General features: G+C 36.0%; 12 protein-coding genes. 7 read left to right on the top strand and 5 right to left on the bottom strand.

Annotated features, from left to right (window positions below; genetic code table 11):
• Positions 1 to 104: 104 nt before the first annotated feature.
• The 4 genes from WDV75_RS11155 to WDV75_RS11140 are packed head-to-tail and all read right to left on the bottom strand — an operon-like array spanning position 105 to position 3,692.
• A complete protein-coding gene (locus WDV75_RS11155) occupies positions 105 to 1,001 on the bottom strand; it encodes a metal ABC transporter permease (RefSeq protein WP_273571266.1) in 897 nt (298 codons plus the stop codon).
• Positions 998 to 1,873, bottom strand: coding sequence for a metal ABC transporter permease (locus tag WDV75_RS11150; RefSeq protein WP_189760974.1), 876 nt, complete (start codon positions 1,871 to 1,873; stop codon positions 998 to 1,000). Before WDV75_RS11150 ends, WDV75_RS11155 begins: the two co-directional genes overlap by 4 nt.
• Positions 1,870 to 2,781: a manganese/iron ABC transporter ATP-binding protein gene (locus tag WDV75_RS11145; RefSeq protein ID WP_273571263.1), complete on the bottom strand. Its 912-nt coding sequence runs from the start codon at positions 2,779 to 2,781 to the stop codon at positions 1,870 to 1,872. The genes WDV75_RS11150 and WDV75_RS11145 overlap by 4 nt, the downstream gene beginning before the upstream one ends.
• Entirely contained in the window at positions 2,778 to 3,692 is a 915-nt protein-coding gene (locus WDV75_RS11140) for a metal ABC transporter substrate-binding protein (RefSeq protein WP_273571261.1), read from the bottom strand. The genes WDV75_RS11145 and WDV75_RS11140 overlap by 4 nt, the downstream gene beginning before the upstream one ends.
• A 385-nt stretch (positions 3,693 to 4,077) precedes the next feature.
• Here WDV75_RS11140 and WDV75_RS11135 point away from each other — a divergent pair, with 385 nt between their 5' ends.
• The 3 genes from WDV75_RS11135 to WDV75_RS11125 all read left to right on the top strand — a co-directional run bounded on the left by WDV75_RS11135 (position 4,078) and on the right by WDV75_RS11125 (position 11,396).
• A complete protein-coding gene (locus WDV75_RS11135; protein ID WP_273571260.1) occupies positions 4,078 to 4,758 on the top strand; it encodes a transglycosylase SLT domain-containing protein in 681 nt (226 codons plus the stop codon).
• An 829-nt stretch (positions 4,759 to 5,587) separates the two neighbouring features.
• Positions 5,588 to 6,604 carry a hypothetical protein gene (locus WDV75_RS11130; protein WP_273571258.1) on the top strand — a complete coding sequence of 339 codons (1,017 nt, stop codon included), beginning with the start codon at positions 5,588 to 5,590 and terminating at the stop codon, positions 6,602 to 6,604.
• Positions 6,605 to 6,884: 280 nt separating this feature from the next.
• On the top strand, positions 6,885 to 11,396 hold the full coding sequence (locus WDV75_RS11125; RefSeq protein ID WP_273571257.1) for an inverse autotransporter beta domain-containing protein: 4,512 nt from the start codon (positions 6,885 to 6,887) through the stop codon (positions 11,394 to 11,396).
• Between the two features lie 181 nt (positions 11,397 to 11,577).
• Here the strand turns inward: WDV75_RS11125 and WDV75_RS11120 are convergent, their stop codons facing one another.
• The gene (locus tag WDV75_RS11120) at positions 11,578 to 13,377 is read right to left on the bottom strand and encodes a hypothetical protein (RefSeq protein ID WP_338859791.1); all 1,800 of its coding nucleotides are present in this window, start codon (positions 13,375 to 13,377) and stop codon (positions 11,578 to 11,580) included.
• Between the two features lie 703 nt (positions 13,378 to 14,080).
• Between WDV75_RS11120 and WDV75_RS11115 the strand changes: the two genes are divergently transcribed.
• The 4 genes from WDV75_RS11115 to WDV75_RS11100 all read left to right on the top strand — a co-directional run bounded on the left by WDV75_RS11115 (position 14,081) and on the right by WDV75_RS11100 (position 20,848).
• The gene (locus tag WDV75_RS11115; protein WP_338859789.1) at positions 14,081 to 15,862 is read left to right on the top strand and encodes a hypothetical protein; all 1,782 of its coding nucleotides are present in this window, start codon (positions 14,081 to 14,083) and stop codon (positions 15,860 to 15,862) included.
• 293 nt (positions 15,863 to 16,155) lie between these two features.
• The gene (locus WDV75_RS11110) at positions 16,156 to 17,868 is read left to right on the top strand and encodes a hypothetical protein (RefSeq protein WP_273570794.1); all 1,713 of its coding nucleotides are present in this window, start codon (positions 16,156 to 16,158) and stop codon (positions 17,866 to 17,868) included.
• Positions 17,869 to 17,928: 60 nt separating this feature from the next.
• Positions 17,929 to 19,188 carry a hypothetical protein gene (locus tag WDV75_RS11105; RefSeq protein WP_273570793.1) on the top strand — a complete coding sequence of 420 codons (1,260 nt, stop codon included), beginning with the start codon at positions 17,929 to 17,931 and terminating at the stop codon, positions 19,186 to 19,188.
• Positions 19,189 to 19,222: 34 nt separating this feature from the next.
• Positions 19,223 to 20,848 (top strand): hypothetical protein, encoded by a 1,626-nt coding sequence (locus WDV75_RS11100; protein ID WP_273570791.1) that lies wholly within the window; start codon positions 19,223 to 19,225, stop codon positions 20,846 to 20,848.
• Positions 20,849 to 20,853: the final 5 nt, after the last annotated feature.

Raw genomic sequence — 20,853 nt, 5'->3', positions numbered from 1 at the left:
ATGCTTATATTACAGACAGATGTAACATTTGAACAGGATAAAAGGCGTTTTAATAGGAATTAATAAGGCCATATCTCAAATTTGATATGGCACTCTATTATTTTTTAATTTGATTTTTCTGGAATTGATACTTCTTGGGATGAGATTTTCTCAAACGATCTTTTGTTTGCTTTCTTGCAAGCTAATTTTATTTGATCATAAGTCAGTGCAATAGCAAAGAAAATTGCCTGAATGATGACGATACAGGGGCCTGTTTCACCATCAATATGGAAGCTGATGATAGTGCCAAGTACACTGGATGATATAGAAGCAACCATTGCTACAATCAACATGCGATCAAAGCTCCGGCAAAGTATAAAAGCAATAATACCGGGGGAGATTAACATCGCAATGACCAGGATGATACCGACAGCCTGCAACGATGCGACAATTGTTAGGGCCAGCAGTGATAATAACCCGTAATGGAGAAGTTTTACGGGAAGACCAACCACTCGTGCCTGGTTGGGGTCGAAGCAGTAGAGCATGAAATCTTTTCTCTTTAGCAACACAATAGCCAGCGTGATCCCGGCAATACACAAGGTTTGGAGTAATTCATGCTGGGTAATGCCGAGTATGCTGCCAAATAAAATGTGTGTCAGGTGTTGATCCGTATCGATACGAGTAAACAGGACTAACCCAAATGCAAACATACCTGAGAAAACGATTCCCATGACAGTATCTTCTTTGATTCGGCTATGTTCTTTTAGGTAGCCTGTCGCGAATGCACAAGATATACCAGAAAGGAAAGCACCTATTGCAAGTGGTATGCCGGTTACAAAAGCGAGCACTATCCCTGGCAAAACAGCATGGGAAATGGCATCTCCCATCAATGACCAACCCTTTAAGACTAAGTAACAGGAAAGTACAGCACAAACAGCGCCCACCATAATGGCCGCATAGATAGCTCGTCGCATAAACTCATGCATGAAAGGTTCAGTTATTAATTCAATAAATGTGTTCATGAGCGTTGCTCCTGAATCAATGCCAGAGATTCCTTTCTGGCTCGTCTGCGGGAGGCTAACGTGCCATGCTTAGGGGCAAAGAAGAACGCGAGTAAGAAAATGACTGTTTGTATGGTGACAATCACTCCTCCAGTTGCACCGTTGAGAAAATAACTCACATATGCGCCGATACCACTCGTGAGTGAGCCGATAGCGACGGCAATAATCAACAAATGTTTAAATCGATCTGTCAATAAATAGGCGGTTGCACCAGGCGTTACAACCATTGCGATAACCAGGATAGCGCCTACTGTCTGTAATGCAGCAACAGTACAGGCACTTAATAAAGTGAAGAAAATGATTTTCAACCGTAACGGTGATAATCCAATAGAGCGTGCGTGAGTTTCATCAAAGAAAACAACCAACAGATCTTTCCAAAGTACCATTAAGATGATGAAGGAAACGGCAATAATGATTTCCACTTGTAAAACATCTTCATCAGCGATCCCGAGAATATTGCCTAATATAATGGTTTGTACATTCACGGATGTAGGGTTTAAAGAAACGATCAATAATCCGACGGCAAAAAAAGTGGAGAATATAAAACCTATCACCGCATCTTCACGTAACCGAGTGATATGACGCACCAATGTCATTGATAATGCAGCGAGCATCCCTGTAAAAAAAGCACCACCTGCATAAGGTAAACCGAGAGCATATGCACCTGCGACACCAGGCACAACAGAGTGGGAAAGGGCATCTCCCATTAGTGACCAACCTTTTAGCATCAGATAAGCAGATAAGAAAGCACAGACACCCCCAACAATGGTGCTTACCCACATGGCTTTCACCATGTAGTTGTAACTGAATGGTTGTAAAAGCAGTTCCATCATGGTTGGTTTTCCTTTTGTTTGGGGTTTTGCCGCGGTGGAATATGGTGATCATGTCCGTAAAAGACGGCAGCACGTTCATCATCGGTTATTACTGTCAGTGAGCGTGGATCGTCATCTTTATGCAGCTCAGGCGCGGAAAGATTAATATGGCGCAAGACGCCACCGAAGGTTATTTCCAGATTTTTTTGAGTAAACGTATTTTCAGTTCGGCCACTGGCGAGCACCGTGCGGTTGATCAAAATAACGTGATCACAAAATTCAGGTACACTGCCGAGGTTATGCGTTGACACTAAGACCAAATGCCCTTCGTCACGTAAGTCACGAAGTAAGTCAATAATGGCATTTTCTGTTTTAACATCTACCCCAGTAAAAGGTTCGTCCAGTAGCAAAACTTTCCCTTCTTGAGCCAATGCACGGGCTAAAAATGCGCGTTTTTTCTGTCCGCCAGAAAGTTCACCAATTTGGCGATCACGCAAGTCCGTCAGCCCAACACGTTCAAGGGCTTTATTGACGATTTCATGATCTCGCTTACTGGGGCGGCGCAAAAATCCCATTTTTCCATAGCGTCCCATCATTACAACATCAGAAACCAGAACCGGAAAATTCCAATCTACATCTTCAGTTTGAGGAACATATGCGATGATATTTTGTTTTAATGCAGCTTTGATAGGTTGCTTGTTGAGAGTCACTTTTCCTTGTGAAGGTGTGACTAATCCCATAATGGTTTTGAATAATGTGGATTTGCCGCTGCCATTCATACCTACCAGTGCACAAATTGTGCCGCCAGTAATGTCAAAACTGGCATCATAAATAGCCGTATGCCCATTGTTGTAAGTGACAGTGGCGTTATCCACAATTAAATGAGGATGCTCAAATAACGATAGATGGTTTAATGATGAGCGATTCATTGATTAAATCCTTTTGCGATAGTGTCTACAGTGGTGTTAAGTAGATCAATATAAGTTGGAACCGGTCCTTTTTGAGTGGAGAGGGAGTCTACATAAAGTACCCCGCCGTAACGTGCTCCCGTTTCTTTACTGACTTGTTTTGCTGGTTTATCTGAAACAGTGCTTTCACTGAAGACAACTGGGATCTTATTAGCTCTTACTGTATCAATAACACGGCGAACCTGTTGTGGGGAACCTTGTTCCTCAGCATTAATTGGCCACAAGTAAACTTCTTTGAAACCATAATCTTGTGTGAGGTAGCTGAAAGCGCCTTCACTGGTGACTAGCCAGCGTTGCTCTTCAGGAATACGAGCAAGACGTTCCCTAAGAGGCGCATCCAATTGAGCCATTTTTTCTGCATAAGCTTTGGCATTACGATTGTAAATTTCGGCATTATCGGGATCGTATTTGACAAAGGCTTTACGAATATTTTCGATATAGATCAGCGCATTTTTGGGCGACATCCAGGCGTGGGGGTTAGGGTTTTTATTGTAAGGTCCTTCACGAATCGGTAGAGGAGTAATACCTTCGGTTATCACTGCAGCAGGGATATCTTGCATGTTTTCAAAGAAACGTTCGAACCAGCGTTCTAAATTTAAGCCATTCCAGAGGATAAGGTCTGCACGCTGCGCTTTTATGATATCTTTAGGAGTGGGTTGATAATCATGGATTTCTGCACCAGGTTTAGTGATTGACTCGACAATTGCTGCGTCTCCTGCGACATTTTGGGCTATATCTTGAATAATAGTAAATGTTGTAACCACTCTGAATGTTTTCTCGGCATGAGCTTGCTGGCTAAATAGCGCCATTGTGAATAGAACAAGGATCAGATTGAATATCGGAAAATCAGAAAGAGAATATTTTTTATTCATTATGATAACCCTTACTTGTTGTACATATAATTATTGATAATGATTATCAGTATCACTTGTATAAAGTCAAGGCGATAGAGAGAAAATTAACAATAAATTCGATAGACGCTCCTTAAATTCTTATTGATTGATATGACAATGGCGCACTTCATGCGAACAGAAAAACAGCATGTTGTCTAGCGTTAACCACGAGCAATAACGAGATTTATTTTGATATATGCATTAAACTTCAAGTTGCAATTCACAACACGATTTCTCCCCGCTTCGCGGGGAGAAATCACACGCATCTTGAAGTTAGATGGGTATAAGCGATAGAAAAATATTTTTGGTTTATCAGTAAAATTATATATCCTTTATAAGATTAATTTTATTTAGGGGAAGCAGGGTGAAATTAAAACTCCGTTACATTGCGGTGGCATTGTTATTGTCTGGATGTGCAAGCCAACAAGTACAGCAATCAGACAGTAATGGACAAACAACGGTAAAGCGTATGCTTGATGGCAATAAAGCTGTTTTTGGTAGCCGTAAATTGACAAATAGGTTTAAATCCACCCCATTTGATGGTCTTATTGCGCAAGCTGCAAAACGTTATGGTGTTGATGAAACGCTCATCAAAGCGATTATTCAGGTGGAATCAGATTTTCGTCCAGAGGTTGTTAGTAAATCGAATGCAGTTGGACTCATGCAGATTAAGGCATCCACGGCTGGACGAGATGCTTACAGAGTGAAAGGGAAACCAGGACAACCAACAACACGTGAATTGAAAGATCCTGAAACCAATATCGACCTTGGTACTGCTTATATCAGCATTTTGAAAAAACAGCATCTGGAAGGTATTTCTAATCCAGAAACACTGTACTATGCAACGATAGTTGCTTATGTAAATGGTGCCGGGGCATTATTGCGAACGTTTGACTCAAACCGGGCTTTAGCAATTAATAAAATTAATCGAATGACTCCAAATGAGTTCTATCAGTATGTTCAAAATAATCATCCTGCACCACAGGCTTCGCGTTATTTATGGAAAGTTCAAAATGCTTATCATTCTTTAGGTGTAACTCATTAATCGCAATCTGTAAATTTTTACAAAAATAGGTCTGATAGCCTATTTTTTTATTTCTGAATACTATTTGACAATCCATTGCCATTTTAAATGCAAATGTCACATATACGCATTAAACTTCAAGTTGCAGTTTACAACACGATATGAAACCTGATTTTTCTCCGCTTCGTGGGGAGAAATCACACGTGTCTTAAAGTTAGATTGGTATAGTTTACAAGTAATAAATAGCGTTTCAAAATGATAGGAGTATTCCTTACCCCGCGCTCTGCGCGGGGTAAGGAACTCCAATATCTGATACTCTCAGTATTATGAAAACCTATTTATTACTTATTGAGTTTTAATTGAGATATTTGTGATAATTTATAGTTCTAATTGTTTTCTGAATCAAATGATCTGATTGATAAAAAATAATTATTAGCTGATAAATAAAAGTGATTTGAATTAACTGGATGAAAATGACATTTTATGTGGTAATTAACAATTACCTTTTGCTTTTACCCATGGCCTAGAAGATAAAGTTATTTATCATTAAAACCAACACATGCTATGGCTATAAATGGACAATAATGTAAAGTCACGGTGACTCTTTAAAAATCAACATATTAATGGAATGTTTATACCAATCGCCTTTCAGAATGCGTCTTATATCTCCCCTGCTATGCGGGGAGATATAAACAGTCACATTGACTTACAAGCCGTAATCTGAAGTTGGATTGGTATAGATAGATAATTAAAATGAGTATTTCTATAAATATTATTGTCAATAAATGAAAAAATCAAGTGACTATGTTTGAAGTTAATATATTAAGAATGCTTAATTAAGGAACAATAAATGAATAATATAAACAGTATAGAATTATCTCCTCCTACATTTCCACAGGCACATGGAACCGATACCATTAACATACACGATCTGCGTATCACGAATACTGAATATATATTAATGGAAGTGCCAAAATATAATGATGCTATGACTGGCGATAAAATAGAGGGATATCTTTGTTTAAAAGATAATGATGAGGTAGTTATAAAAAATAGACCATATTATATTACACCCGATAAATTGCATACATCACCATATAATTTGCTATTTCCTGTGGATGAGGTTTCCCAATATGGTGCCTATCAAGCTAAATATAAGATAATAAGTCATGGCAATGAACGTGAGTCACCAACAGTGAATATAAATCTTATATTTTTTGATTCATCTGAATTATCTGATTATATTCCTAGTGTTCCAGAAGCTACTGGTAAGCAAGGTACCTTGCTGACAAGAGATGATTATTATCGGTTGGATCAGTTGAAAGTTATTGTGCCAGTTTATGAGGGGATGGCTCCTGGCCATACTATCAAAGTTTTATGGAAAGGGCGTCGTAGTGATATTACATATATGCCACCTACTCAGACAGTAAATAGTGTAACACCGATGGCATTCTATATTCCTCGTATGGAGTTTATTGACACGATAGGCGATACTGCTACGTTGCGTTTTTCAGTCACAAGAACACCTGGTGATGTTGTTGAATACTCAGGAGGTTTACAGCTTGAGATTGAAGGGCAAGCACTTAATTTACCTGCACCCAACCTTGAATACAATGATAATTCTATTCAAGTCATAATACGCTATCCTGATATGAGATTAAATCAGACAGTAAACATCCGGTTGGTAGGTCAGACAATGTGGCAAACTAATTATCAAATACTTGACAATGTAGAACGGATAGCAATAGATATCCCCTATGATTGGGAACAGGAAAACCGCGGGAAACTGGTTCTGATTGACTATGCTGTAGGTGATATATATGGAAGTAAAGATAATTTTTCCCATATATTAAGACGAGTCTTATAACATCTCCCAAAAAATATAAAAAATTGTTCTAATCTCTAATAAGCCTCGTTTAACTTAACGAGGCTTATTGTTTTTACCTTGGTAAACATTTGGCTAATCTCATCAGTGTCTTGAATTATTATGTCATTAAAAATAGTTATCATGTGATAACTATTTTTAATGATGCAAAAATAAATCATGCAACTAATATCATATCAAGAGTAGATCCGAGGCATTTTATGAGTAAGTGTGCACGTAACTAAAATCCGGGTTAATATCAGAACTTATAAGGTGTTTGTATATGTTATCATATATTGGTAAGGGTATTTTCTTCTTTCTCTTTCTTTATACGTTAATAGTACCCTATACGATAACGAGCCCTTTTGCAGAGAGTCATCTGGCATCTGAGAAAATAGACACGCAAAAAACAGATAACAAAGATAATGTAAATGCTTGGGTTAATGAATCAAGTAAAAAAAATTTGAATTCAAATATTCGTGAAAAAAATAGAATTAAAAAAAACGATCACACCGCTGATTCTAATACACCAGGCGTTATTGCTAAAAACATCCAGATGGCAGGAAAAATCCTGTCATCTTCACCTTCTGAACTGGCAGAACAAGCCAAATCCTACGCGATAGGGCAGTTTAATAACACGGTATCTTCCGGTGCACAAAAATGGTTATCACAATTTGGTACTGTCAGAATTAATTTTGGATTAGATAAAAAAGGAACACTAAAAAACAATTCATTCGATCTGTTATTGCCACTTTATGATAATAAAGCGGATTGGTTGCTCTTTTCTCAGCTAGGTTATCGCAACAAAGATAGTCGGGATACCATAAACCTGGGATTAGGTGGGCGTTATTTTTCTCAAAACTGGATGTATGGCCTGAATACCTTTTATGATTATGACCTGACAGGTAAAAATCAGCGCCTTGGTTTGGGTGGAGAAATCGGGGGAGACTACATTAAACTTTCCGCTAATACCTATTATCGTTTAACTGACTGGAAAGACTCGCGGGATTTTGTCGGTTATTATGAACGCCCAGCCAACGGTTATGACATTAATGGGGAGTTTTTCTTACCTGCTTACCCTCATCTGGGGGCCAAACTGACCTATGAACAGTATTTTGGCGATAACGTAACTTTATTCAATCGTGACACAAAACAGAAAAATCCTAACTTGGCTAAATTGGGGCTGACTTATACCCCAGTTCCGCTATTTACCCTGGGTGTAGATTATAAACAAGGGGGAAGTGGACACAGCGAAACACAGTTTTTGGCGAATTTTAATTATAAACTGGGTGTTCCCCTGAGTGTGCAATTGGCGCCAGAAAATGTGGCAGCGGCGAGAACATTAGCGGGCAGTCGTTATGATCTGGTAGAAAGAAATCATCATATTGTGCTTGAACACCAGAAAAAGCCGATTGCCCAATTATCGTTACCGGAAGCGATTGTGGGATACAGTCATGAGCAGCACGAGATTACCGTCAAATTATCGTCTAATGATTTTGTTAAGCAGATTCATTGGACAACGAACGAAGATTTTGAAAAAAACGGCGGGAAACTCTCTTCCCGCGTCGGTCATACCATAAAAATCACCCTGCCAACTTATTTATCCGGCGATAACCAGAATAACAATTACCCCATTTATGCCCTGGCTGAATTGGAAGATGGCCTAAAATCAGCGCCAGTTGCAATGCGTGTGATTGTCAGGCCCTTTATGCTGAAAAAACAGGAAAGGGCTTATTTTACTCCTGCCGGGCCATTGCCTGCGACGGGGGATAAAAAGGATGGCTATACGTTTAATCCGGTGATTACCTTTGATACGGCTCATGGGACACCGATAAAAAATACCACTATCAGCCACGTTCAGTGGATAACCGATCCTAAAATCGGTACAGATACGGGATTGCAATTGCTTGACTGGGAAACATCAGACGCTGTGGCATTGGATGAAAATGGTCATTTCAAACGCAAACCGGTCTTAATAAGTAGCCGGCCACATAAAAACGTCAAAGTGTACCTGCAACTGAATAGCCAACCACCGCAGTTAGTGGGGGAGGTCAGTTTTGATAAAAATCATGCCAGTTTCCACGTGGATAAAGTTGAAGTTTTACCGGCAGTACCGTCACAGGTAGCCAATGGTTCCCAGACGTATACCTACAGCGCTGTGGTATTAGATAGTGATAACCATCCAATGAGAAATCAGAAAATCGCCAATGTGAATTGGAGTAAAGACAAAAACCATGATGGACTTATTTGGACTCCATTAAATGGTGAAATCACAACGGACGGGGATGGAAAATTAACGGCAACCCTGGCTAGTACAGTGGAAATAAAGGATGTCACGGTTTCACTGTCCATTGGAGGCCAACAGCCTGTTCCTGCACAATCTCCGGTGACTTTTACTGCGGATACGTCGAAATATCATATTCAAGAGGTGAGTGTGGCACAGCCAGGAACAGGTTCGCTGGTGGCAAACGGCAAGGATACGTATACCTATACGGCGGTCATTATTGATGCTCAGAATCATCCGGTGCAGAATCAAAAAATTGCCAATGTGAAGTGGAGCATTACGCAAAATGGTCAGGATGAGAGCCATAATAAAAATCTCATTTTTAATCATAGTGGGGATACAACGAGTGATGCAGGACAATTAACGGCAACGTTAGCCAGTATAGTGGAAATAAAGGATGTTACGGTTTCACTGTCCATTGAAAACCAACAGCCTGTGCCTGCACAACCTCCGGTGACCTTTACTGAGGATACCCAAGATTATCAGGTTAAGGGCGATATTCTGGCCAGTCCGTCAGGGACGTTAACGGCAGATGGTGTCCAAAAATATACCTATACGGCGGCTATCGTCGGTATTGATGGAAAACTCGTTCAAGGAGGGGAAATCATTCATAATGCGACGTGGAAGATAGAGCATCCAGCTAACCCTAACGCTTATGGACTCGTACTCGATCAATCAGATAAGACAATAGGTAGTAATGGGCAATTAACGGCAACCTTAACCAGCATTAAGGCAGTCCAAGGGGTTGTCGTTTCACTCACGGTGGGAAAACAACCGCCGGTTAAGGCAAAGCCGCCAGTAGATTTCAAATCGGAACAGGTGTCAATAACACCGACACCACCAAGCCCCATATTGGTGGATGAAAATTATACCCTGACCGTTCACGTTAAGGATGCTACGGGTAACAATCCGGAGCCTAATAAGAAAGTTAACTGGACCTTAAAAAATCCCAATCAAAAAGGAGTAACACTGAGTCCAACAAGCAGCACAACTCGGAGTGATGGGAGTGCTACCACAACATTGACCAGTACGCAAGCGCAAACAGTGACGGTAGAAGCTTCTGTCGAAGGCGTTGAAACAGCGACATCAGTGGATGTGGAATTCAAATGGCCAACTATTCACAAACCCACCGTTGCCGAAAAAACCGGCACAGTTCCGGCGGATGGAGATAAAGATCCGCAACACGCTTATCACTATACTGCGCATGTGGTTGGTGCTGATGGTAAAACACCTTATACCGGGCAAGAGATTAAATTTAAGTGGCGGTTAAAATCGCAGGCGGGTGGTACTCCACAAAATACCTGGCTATCAGAGAAGGGAGAAGTGACTGCTCAATCTGATGGCACATTAAAAGTTCAACTGCTTAGCAGTGAGAAAAATCCGGTAGTGACAGGCGTTATCGTGTGTCTTGCTGCTGTTGATGAAAAGTCTGTTGAGATCTCTGAAACAGAACAGTGTGCTGATCCTGTGGATTTTAAAAAGCCATCGGAGTTTTTTGAAATAACACACCTTAAGGTTGATGGTTTTAATTCCAACAATCCTCTCTTGGGAGATGGTAAGAATTCTTATACCTATACGGCAACGATTATTCAGAAGAAGGGAAATCAGATACAAATACCACATGATGGATATCAGATAGATGCTAAATGGGAGACAAACTTTAAAGCCGAAATGTATAATAATAATCCGGAGTGGGAAATTAAGAGTAATAACATCGTACAGAATGGTCAAATTACAGCCATTTTGACCAGTAATGTTGGTATTGGAAATATTACGAATAATCAGGTGAGTAATGGTTTGATAGTAATCTTATCAGTTCCAGATGGAGAAAAAACTTTTTCCAAAAAAGCGGATGCGGTTGTTTTCGAGCCTGTTACTCAGAAAGAAGCGTGGCTCCATGTATACAGTGACAAAAAACCTGGCGGGAATTTATATAAAGAACAAAATAGACCTTATAATACTTTCCAGGGGCTAAAAGGACAATTAGTAGATAAGTTGACAGGAAAGCCAATTTCCCAAAGTAACGATACAGTTGAGATTACAGGTGGTCAGATTAGTGACCTTGGTGAGCAAGATCCTAATAATAAAGGCGTAATACATTTTGATTTTTCATCAGGAAAAACGACTTTGGAAATGACAGTTGAAAAACCCAATTATGCCAAGTATAGATATAATTATCATTTTGATATAAAAAGATTTTTTGTCAGTAGTGCTAATATCGATTTGATAGGAACTGATTCTGACGCAGACTGTACTGGTGGTGCTTCAATTAATGGAATTAAAAATATTACTAATATGGACTTGGTTGATGAAGATGATTCTTTAACGAAGGAGTTTCCCCGTAGCTTTGATTGGGGAATACTTGATCAGTTTGATTCTGCTGGAAAAGTTTCAGTGATTGTGCCAAGTTATAATGGTTCTACGAAGTATTTATTTGACCTTCGCACTGACACGATCCCCCAAGATCAATATGGTCAGGGATATTTATTGTGTGTATATAAACCTTACTAGTTGATATTAATGGCTTATGTATATTTTTTAATTATTAACCGATTCTGAAAAAGGCGGTCAGTTGCTATAGTAGGCACCTTTCTCGCCAAAGGAAAGTGCACTATGGCCTATAAACAACTGACCGAATCAGAAAGATATCAGATTTTCAGCTTAAAAGAAGCAGGTTTTACACAACGTTTTATTAGGAACATCCATAGTAATCATCATCAGCACCTATTATTGCAGAGTAGGTGGAAATGTAACCATTCCAAACTTTACTTGCTAATTGTTTATTTGTTGTATTATCTTTGATTATATAATCAATATATAATCTTGTTGGTTGGTCCTCTCCTATTGGTTTGATATCTTTAAGAAAACAGAATGGAATAGTGACTACTTGGAACTTAGACTTACTATTATTATTATCTGTTTTTAAATTACTCTCAGTTAGATCCAGAGTATATGACTTTTGTTTCACATCGCCTGTGTAAGATTCTATAGTTACTCTGACTTGTCCTGTGTCATTAGGAGTTGGTAAATTTCCTGTAACTCCATTACCTAAAATTTGCACTGCAACATATAATCCCGATTTTGCTTTATTATCAGTACCATCACCAAATTCAAGTCCTACGTTTATCATATCAAAAGTAACATAAGATGATTCATTAACTCTACCATCGCCACTACTAGGATTAATAGAATCTTTCGGAATATAAGCAGAATATACTTGAGGTTTATCATAAAACCTATCTTTATCCGGTTCTGGAGAATCATCATGATTAACATAGTTCACATACAAAGAATCAGAGTACATAATCTCATTTTGTTCAGATATCACAGCATAATATATTCCACCAGGTTTATTAGGTTCTAATTGATCGTATGGGAAAGAAAATACCCGATCTTCTATTCTATCTACCTTATTATTAACTCTGTATGTTGGGGATAATAAAGTTTTTTGAGTTGTTCCATCATACTCAGTAAAGAATGCAATAACATCTTTTGAACCGGGTGTCATATACCCATCATAGGAGTTAACACTCACAGTAAAATCTGTTTGTCCAGGCAGCTTTTTAAGTGTCCCTCCCACTTCCATTTCATTGATAAAAGGATTATCTAAAGGATGATCTTTGGAATAGGCTGGGTATATACACATTACTGCCGTATAATCATCTCTAGTCAGATCTTGGATTTTAGCCACAAAATCCACTCTTCCTTCCGCTCCTGCTGTTGGATAGGCACGGAAACTGATTTCCCCCTGTGGATCGCTTGTTAGTACAAAGAAATCTCGTCCGTCGGGAAGCGTCATAATATCAATGAGTTCATTAGCGCCTGTAGCCCGGTCGTGGGTTATTTTTATCAATCCAGCAGAAGGTGACAATTGATTATGTCTTTGGGCTGCAATAACCACCTGAATATTCCCGATTGGCTTAGCTTTACTATCACTAATAATACCAGTGTATAGGTTATAAGTGCTGATTGAATTACTGATTGAATTAACCGTGGTCGGTGTTGCTATAAATTCATTTTTGGTTTTTAAAACAATCGAATCTGCTAGAATATTATTTATTACAGTATATTTAACCGGCCTGTCATTAAATCCGTGGATAGGTCTTTTATTTTTATCCTGAACAGAGATTGAAAGATTAAGTTGATTATTATCATTAGGTTTGTGGATGGTTAATGCTAATATGGCCTCACCATAACTATCAGCTTTATTTTGAGGAATTACAGCAAAATAACTTTCATATGTCTTGTAGCTAATGGATTTTTTACCTGTTGGATCTTTTATTATTACTGAACCGATATTATTAAGGGAGGAAACATCATTTGTAGTTGATTTTATAGTAACTTTAAGATAAATCTCTTGGCCGACTAAAACATTAGTGCCATTTTCTAATGATAGAGTAACTTGATAATCATCTTTTGCAGCCGCAGGTTGAGGTGGTTGATTATTTGGGGGGGTAACTTGTTTTTCGAATATTTCTTTGTTTTTATTCATTTCTATTTCCTTATGTAATAAAGTTATTTTAATATTTCTTACTGAGATAAAATAATGAACGCAACTAACAATAATTCATTAAAAATGATATCAATGAATCTATCTTTTCCATATGGTTAAATAAAAACGAATTTACTTCTAATGAAAAAAAGTTATCACATTATGATATTGTATATATTGTAAATAACTTATTTTGATGTAAAAAAACAGAATGAACTATATTTAATATATGCTCAAAATGAAATTTTCACCAAATAAAATATAAGAAATAAGATTTTTGACTAAAAAAAGATAATTAATGAACCCGCATAGTGAAATTGATGGAGTTTAAATGTATCTCTAAAAATATTATACAAACCTACTAATTTATATCTGTTTTGTCGATATTATATCTTCGGCTTTAGTTTTGGGTTTCAGCTATTTTCTTTATTTGAAAAGGAAAGCTGACATAGCTCGCTTCCATTGATGAATGTAGATTTCTATATTTGGAACTATATTTTATAATATTAATGTAATTTATTTATTATATTGATAATATCATAATGTGATAACTTTTTTTCATTGGAAAGTTTAATTTTTTTATTTAACGATATGTGGAAAATAGCTTCATGGGTGGTTTTTTCAATAATGTTTTCTTTTGGTTATATTTGACAATGCATTTTAGTAGACTGAAATAATTATTTTATTCCATAAGGAAATAGAAATGAATAAAAACAAAGAAATATTCGAAAAACAAGTTACCCCCCCAAATAATCAACCACCTCAACCTGCGGCTGCAAAAGATGATTATCAAGTTACTCTATCATTAGAAAATGGCACTAATGTTTTAGTCGGCCAAGAGATTTATCTTAAAGTTACTATAAAATCAACTACAAATGATGTTTCCTCCCTTAATAATATCGGTTCAGTAATAATAAAAGATCCAACAGGTAAAAAATCCATTAGCTACAAGACATATGAAAGTTATTTTGCTGTAATTCCTCAAAATAAAGCTGATAGTTATGGTGAGGCCATATTAGCATTAACCATCCACAAACCTAATGATAATAATCAACTTAATCTTTCAATCTCTGTTCAGGATAAAAATAAAAGACCTATCCACGGATTTAATGACAGGCCGGTTAAATATACTGTAATAAATAATATTCTAGCAGATTCGATTGTTTTAAAAACCAAAAATGAATTTATAGCAACACCGACCACGGTTAATTCAATCAGTGATTCAATCAGCACTTATAACCTATACACTGGTATTATTAGTGATAGTAAAGCTAAGCCAATCGGGAATATTCAGGTGGTTATTGCAGCCCAAAGACATAATCAATTGTCACCTTCTGCTGGATTGATAAAAATAACCCACGACCGGGCTACAGGCGCTAATGAACCCATTGATATTATGACGCTTCCCGACGGACGAGATTTCTTTGTACTAACAAGCGATCCACAGGGGGAAATCAGTTTTCGTGCCTATCCAACAGCAGGAGCGGAAGGAAGAGTGGATTTTGTGGCTAAAATCCAAAATTTAACCATGGATGATTATACGGCAGCGATGTGTATATACCCAGCCTATTCCCAAAATCATCCTTTAGATAATCCTTTTATTAATGAAATGGAAGAGGGAGGGACACTTAAGAAGCTGCCTGGACAAACAGATTTTACTGTGAGTGTTAACTCCTATGATGGGTATATGACACCCGGTTCAAAAGATGTTATTGCATTCTTTACTGAGTATGATGGAACAACTCAAAAAACTTTATTATCCCCAACATACAGAGTTAATAATAAGGTAGATAGAATAGAAGATCGGGTATTTTCTTTCCTATACGATCAATTGGAACCTAATAAACCTGGTGGGATATATTATGCCATAATATCTGGAAATAATAACATTATGTATTCTGAGTCTTTAAACTTTAAATATGTGCTTGATCTTGACTCACCAGATGATAATAAAGGAATTTATGATAAAGTAACAGTATATACTACTTATGCAGATCTTCCCATTAAACCTAGTAATACCAATGGCATAATTTCTGAATCATCTGCCGTAATTTTTGACCTAATAAGCCAAGGTCTTGTTTTCGGTGAAGGTAAGAATAATAGCAATAGTGCAGGGTTATATGTGTTGATAGAAGCTGCAGGTACTTCTACTATAGAAAATTTACCTCAACCTAATCAGAATGGTAAAGTGAGAGTGAGAATAAAATCTTCTAAAGGACTTGTATCTAAAGAGTATGATTTTGATTTAAAAAATTTAAAAAAAGATGGTTCGGTTAAATATCAAGTGGTTACTATTCCATTTTGTTTCCTTAAAGGAATATTGCCTATAGATGGTTATAATCCATCAAGATTATATATTGATTATTATATTATAACAGATAATTCAACTGGAGATAAAACATACAGTAAAACTTGGGGGATTGATATTAATACTATGGGGCCAGATGAAAATGATAATTATGACTATTATGGCTGTCCGTCTTAATTTATAGATAAAGAAATACAGATAAAAATTAATTATATATTAATGTTTTCAGTGTCATATATTCCAATTCAATATCATGGATTGGAATATTATCAAAAATAAATATTCAACTGATTTAAAAGTATCATTTTTAATGAATTAAAGTTGTTATTAATACAGTATCCCCTTGGCACAGTATCATGTATCTGTTAAATAAATTATTTTTTATTGGCGTTAAATGTATTTTAATATTAATTGGTGTGCCTGATTAGAGTTATATATCAAGTGCCTATAATGATGATGGGTATATATGTTTGGCTAAATTATATGGATTCCAAGGTGAAAAAATGAATATTGAAAATAATATGATAAAATTATCAGTCCCTTGCCTGCCAGGAAAACTTTGTGTATCTATACCGGATAATTCAGATATTATTATTGGCCAATCTGTTTATCTGACAGTGTCACTTATAGCAGATCCGAAAATAATAGAAAATATTCAAAGTATTTCAATAAAAAATGATCCAATAGTGATTGAAGTGATGCGTCATGTTGATTGGACACCCACAAAAGATAAAACTGGAGGTAGTGCGATATTTCTGCTGAATGTTAAGAGTAATATTTTGCCAGAAAAATTAATAAATTATAGTGTTCATGCGGTTTCAAATTCAGGCTTAGATGTACCAGAGGTGACATCATTAAATATCACCTATACAGCAAAGACATTCAGCCCTTATAAAACCATCTCACTTGAACATAATAAAAATTATTTGGTAACACCAACCATTGATAATAATATTGATGATCCCAGTAGTGAATATATTTTAATGAGTTCGATAATTACTGGAGATGATGGTGAACCATTGAAAAATGTTGCCGTGACTATTTCTTCTTCACAACCCAAGAAATTAAATCTAGTTGTTTTTGCTACAGATGATAAATCACCTCAACCTATTGCGCTTCAATCCTATAATAAAATTGATTTTATTACTGTCTATTCTGATTCAAAAGGAGAAATTAGATTCCGTATCTATCCCATAAAATATACACAAATCAGGCTTGATTTGACAACAGCAATACTTAATGTTACTGGATTTACGCAAGCTTATACTCTGTATGTTATTAATTCTCCTCATAATCTCCCATTTGAACTAGGTAGTCCAACGATACAAGAAATGGGAGAAGGTAATATAATTAAGCAGGATTTAACTTCTTCTTCAAAATATTTTCATGCGCAAATACCAGCTTATCAACCTATTTATGCGACAGATGGGATCCTGTTTTTTATAAGAAGTGGCTCACACGATGAACCAAAGTTACTTGAACCTATATATAAGGTTAATAATGTTAATGAGTTGACAGGTAAGGCTTTTAGCTTGTCATACAGTGACTTACCCATTAACGAACGGGGCGAATTTTATTATCTTATTTCTCCTATAGAAGGTAGAGTAAGGAAGTCTTATCCAATTACATTAGAATATGTTGGTAACGACTCATCTAACAACAAAGTCTACGATAAAGTTAAAGTATATACCAGCCATGCAACACTTCCCATTGATGTATATAGTGAAGTAAATGAAACCTTTGAGTGGCATGGCATTATCCTAAGTATGATAAATCGTAACAAAAAACCTGGTCAAAGTGCCAAGGGAGTAACAGGGTTATATGTCGTGATTATGGGAACGAATGATCAAAATAATAAAAATTTACCACAACTCGGTAGCACGGGATATTTGAATGTTTATATCAAAACCCCAACATCCAGAAATACTCATAAAAGTTATCAGTTTTCGTTATCTACTGCTGATTCCGGAAAACAAACCGGTCATGTTGTAGTTAATATCCCATATTGTGACATTAACCGCGCTGGGCCTTCATTCTCCAAAGGGTTAGGGACACTTTCTTTCGATTACTATATCGAAAATAGCGATGGTTCTAAAACGTATAGTAAAAAATGGACTACTCAAATTAATACCGTATTACCAAACCAGGCTCATGATGATAATGATGGATGTGATCCTTTATAAAAAAAACCGTCAACTATTGTATTTTGATATAATAAAAAGTCTTTGAGATAAGGAAATGATATGAAAAATAATCTATCAATCGATGAAAGATCTATATCAATATATTTTGAAAAAGAATTCTTGCAAATATTAGATTATGATATCACTCCACCTAATGGTGATTGTATTAAGGCAATTGCATTAGTCAGAAATAAAGAAGGAAAACCATTACCGAATGTTTCCGTTGATATCCTTGAGAAAAAAGGTGCTTATTTTGGATTGGTTAGTATTTATCATTCCGATAAAGAAAAACCTGTCGAAATTAAAAGCCTTTCTTCTGATCAGAAATACTTTTCTATCACTTCAGATAAAAATGGAGAGTTAATTTTTTATATTTATCCTAAAAAATCAACTTCAGTAATATTTCAAGTTGATTCTATAATATTGGATATAACAGAACGTATATCTTCAAAAAATAAAGTATATATTATAGATAACAATAAAGAAGACTTGAATCTCTCTCCTCTTGTCATAAGCGAGGATAATAGCAGTATTTTGGTAGATCCTAATTCGAATGTCTTTAACGTTTTAATTCAGAATTATCCTGGTGCTAAGAGAAATGATACAATACTGTTTTTCATTAACAAACAATATGTGAAAAAATCATTTCTTGTTCAAGAGGTTAATGAATTAGGCAATAATAGCTATGTGATATTCCCTTATAATATGCTTAGAGTGAATGAACTTGCTAATTTTTCTTATACTGTTGTGGACAGATTGAGAACAGTACGATCTTCATATCCACAAGGTATAATATATCCTGGAGGAGGGTATAATCAGCCAATTGACAATTTAGTAAGAATATATGATGGTTGTATAGTTTACAATAGTTATGGTTATCATGATGATAAAAACATTATTCATGATACAATTCACGAAAAAGATATAGATAATAAATGTAATAATTCACATCATGAAGCGTTATTCGTTAAAATAATTGGATCGAGTGATTATAAAGATAAAACAAAAGTTCCACTTGGTGCTGAAGTGACATTAAACTTATATGTTAATAATTATCCCAATACCATTTACCAGTCTAAAGTAAAGATAATGCCAACTCAACCAGATAATGGTAATACAGCAACATTATTGTTTGGTATTCCTTTTAGTTATGTTAGCCATATAGAAAATGGAGATATTTATCTTGATTTTCAAGTTAATTATTATGGCGATATTTCTTATGGCAAGATTTGGCAAGCCAATGTTTATACAGTAAGGCCGGGAGGAGAAGTTAGCGGAGATGCTTGTCCTGACGGTAAAACTTGGTCTGGTATATACTAACTTCATCAAGAAAGAATTATAAAAGAGGTGAAATATGTTGGAAAGTGATAAAGATCTGATTTTGTCAAATGACGATTTAATTTTATCTGTTAAAAATGGAGCTGATGTTGCTATTGGTCAAAAATTTTACCTTGATATCGCAATACCAAAAGGAAAAATTTCTCAATCCCTTAATATAGGCGTAAAGGATTCTAAGGGTTTTGAAAGTATAAAGATAATTAAAACAATTAATACTCAACAAAATCGTGAATCATATAACATGGTCCTTTCATGTACTGTTAAAGGAAGCGATTCAATAACAATGGGAGAAGAAATACATTTTACACTCACAGGTATTGATAAGGTAATAAAATATTATGCAAAGGATTTAGTTCAAAGTTCAATCCAATTGAAGAAAAATAAAAGTATTTGTGCAACACCAAATAACAACGATATAGATGATAATGAGGAACATTATATAAGTTATGATACGATATTATTTGATACTAATGGCCAATTACTTAAAAATACTCCCATCAATATTTATTCTGAAATTAATGAGGATATAGAAAGAAAAATTATAATTACTTCCGAACCTGATGGAGTAGGTCAAAAATACCAAATTATCAAACCAACAAAGTATGAGGGGAAAACTCAATTAATTATTAATAGTGATAAAGATGGGAAAGTCAATTTCCGTGTTTATCCTGTTATGGATACACCTGTTATTATAGATTTAATTAGTCAAGTCGAAGGAGTTGCTGAATATCATTCTGGTAGCATATATATGATTTCTGTTGTTCCGCCTAGTCGTGATAACTCACTTAATCCGCCAGATATCCCTGAACTAGAAGGAGATTCATTAGAAGGCGATGGTCGTCAATTATTTGAAGCAGAGATTGATTCCTATCCTAATGCATCCAGGACCGATAATATTTTATTTTTCAACAAAAAAAAGAAAGATGGTTCTTTTGATCCAGAAGGATTAATATTTCCAGTCAAAAAGATTTCCGATGTTTTGGGGGATATGGATTCAGAAGATTATAATTATACCTTTTTGATGCGAAGAGATATTTTCCCATATGGGAAAGATTCAAGGCTTTATTATATAATAGCACCAAATTTTGGTAATAGCATGTATTCAGATGTTAGAGGTGTTACATATATAGGTGGTGAGCTCACCAGGCCTAATGAGAATGTCAAAAGAATATATAATATGCCGATGATCTTCTCAAGTTTTGCTGATATAAAGCAAGATCCTAAACTTGAACATTCAGATGATGAAGAAAAACCAAATAATGAGGATGTTACTCAAAGAGATGTATCTAATTATTCTGTAAGTGGGTGTCAGTTATATGTAAAATTTTTGTGTACTAATGATGGAAATGATCTCTCTTATCCTCTTTGGGGAAAAGAAATATATTTAAGAATGTATGTTGAATCAGCGAATCAGAATTTTAATAAGATATTTCCAGTTGTTGCTCCTCATATTCCAGATAAACCAGGAGGAAAATTATCGACGGTCATTGTTAAAATTGATTCACCAGAACTTAATGATGTGAAAGGATATGTGACTGGTGGGGCCGGAAAGATTTGCTTTGAATATTATATCATTGATCCAGTGACTCATGAAAAGATACATAGTAATTATTGGGAAAATGAAATCATAACAACTGATTAACATTT

The sequence above is a fragment of the Xenorhabdus griffiniae genome, from assembly GCF_037265215.1.
In the GTDB taxonomy this organism is placed as follows: Bacteria; Pseudomonadota; Gammaproteobacteria; order Enterobacterales; family Enterobacteriaceae; genus Xenorhabdus; species Xenorhabdus griffiniae.
The sequence above is the reverse complement of the archived record's forward strand: the minus strand, read 5'-3'. Positions and strand labels throughout refer to the sequence as shown.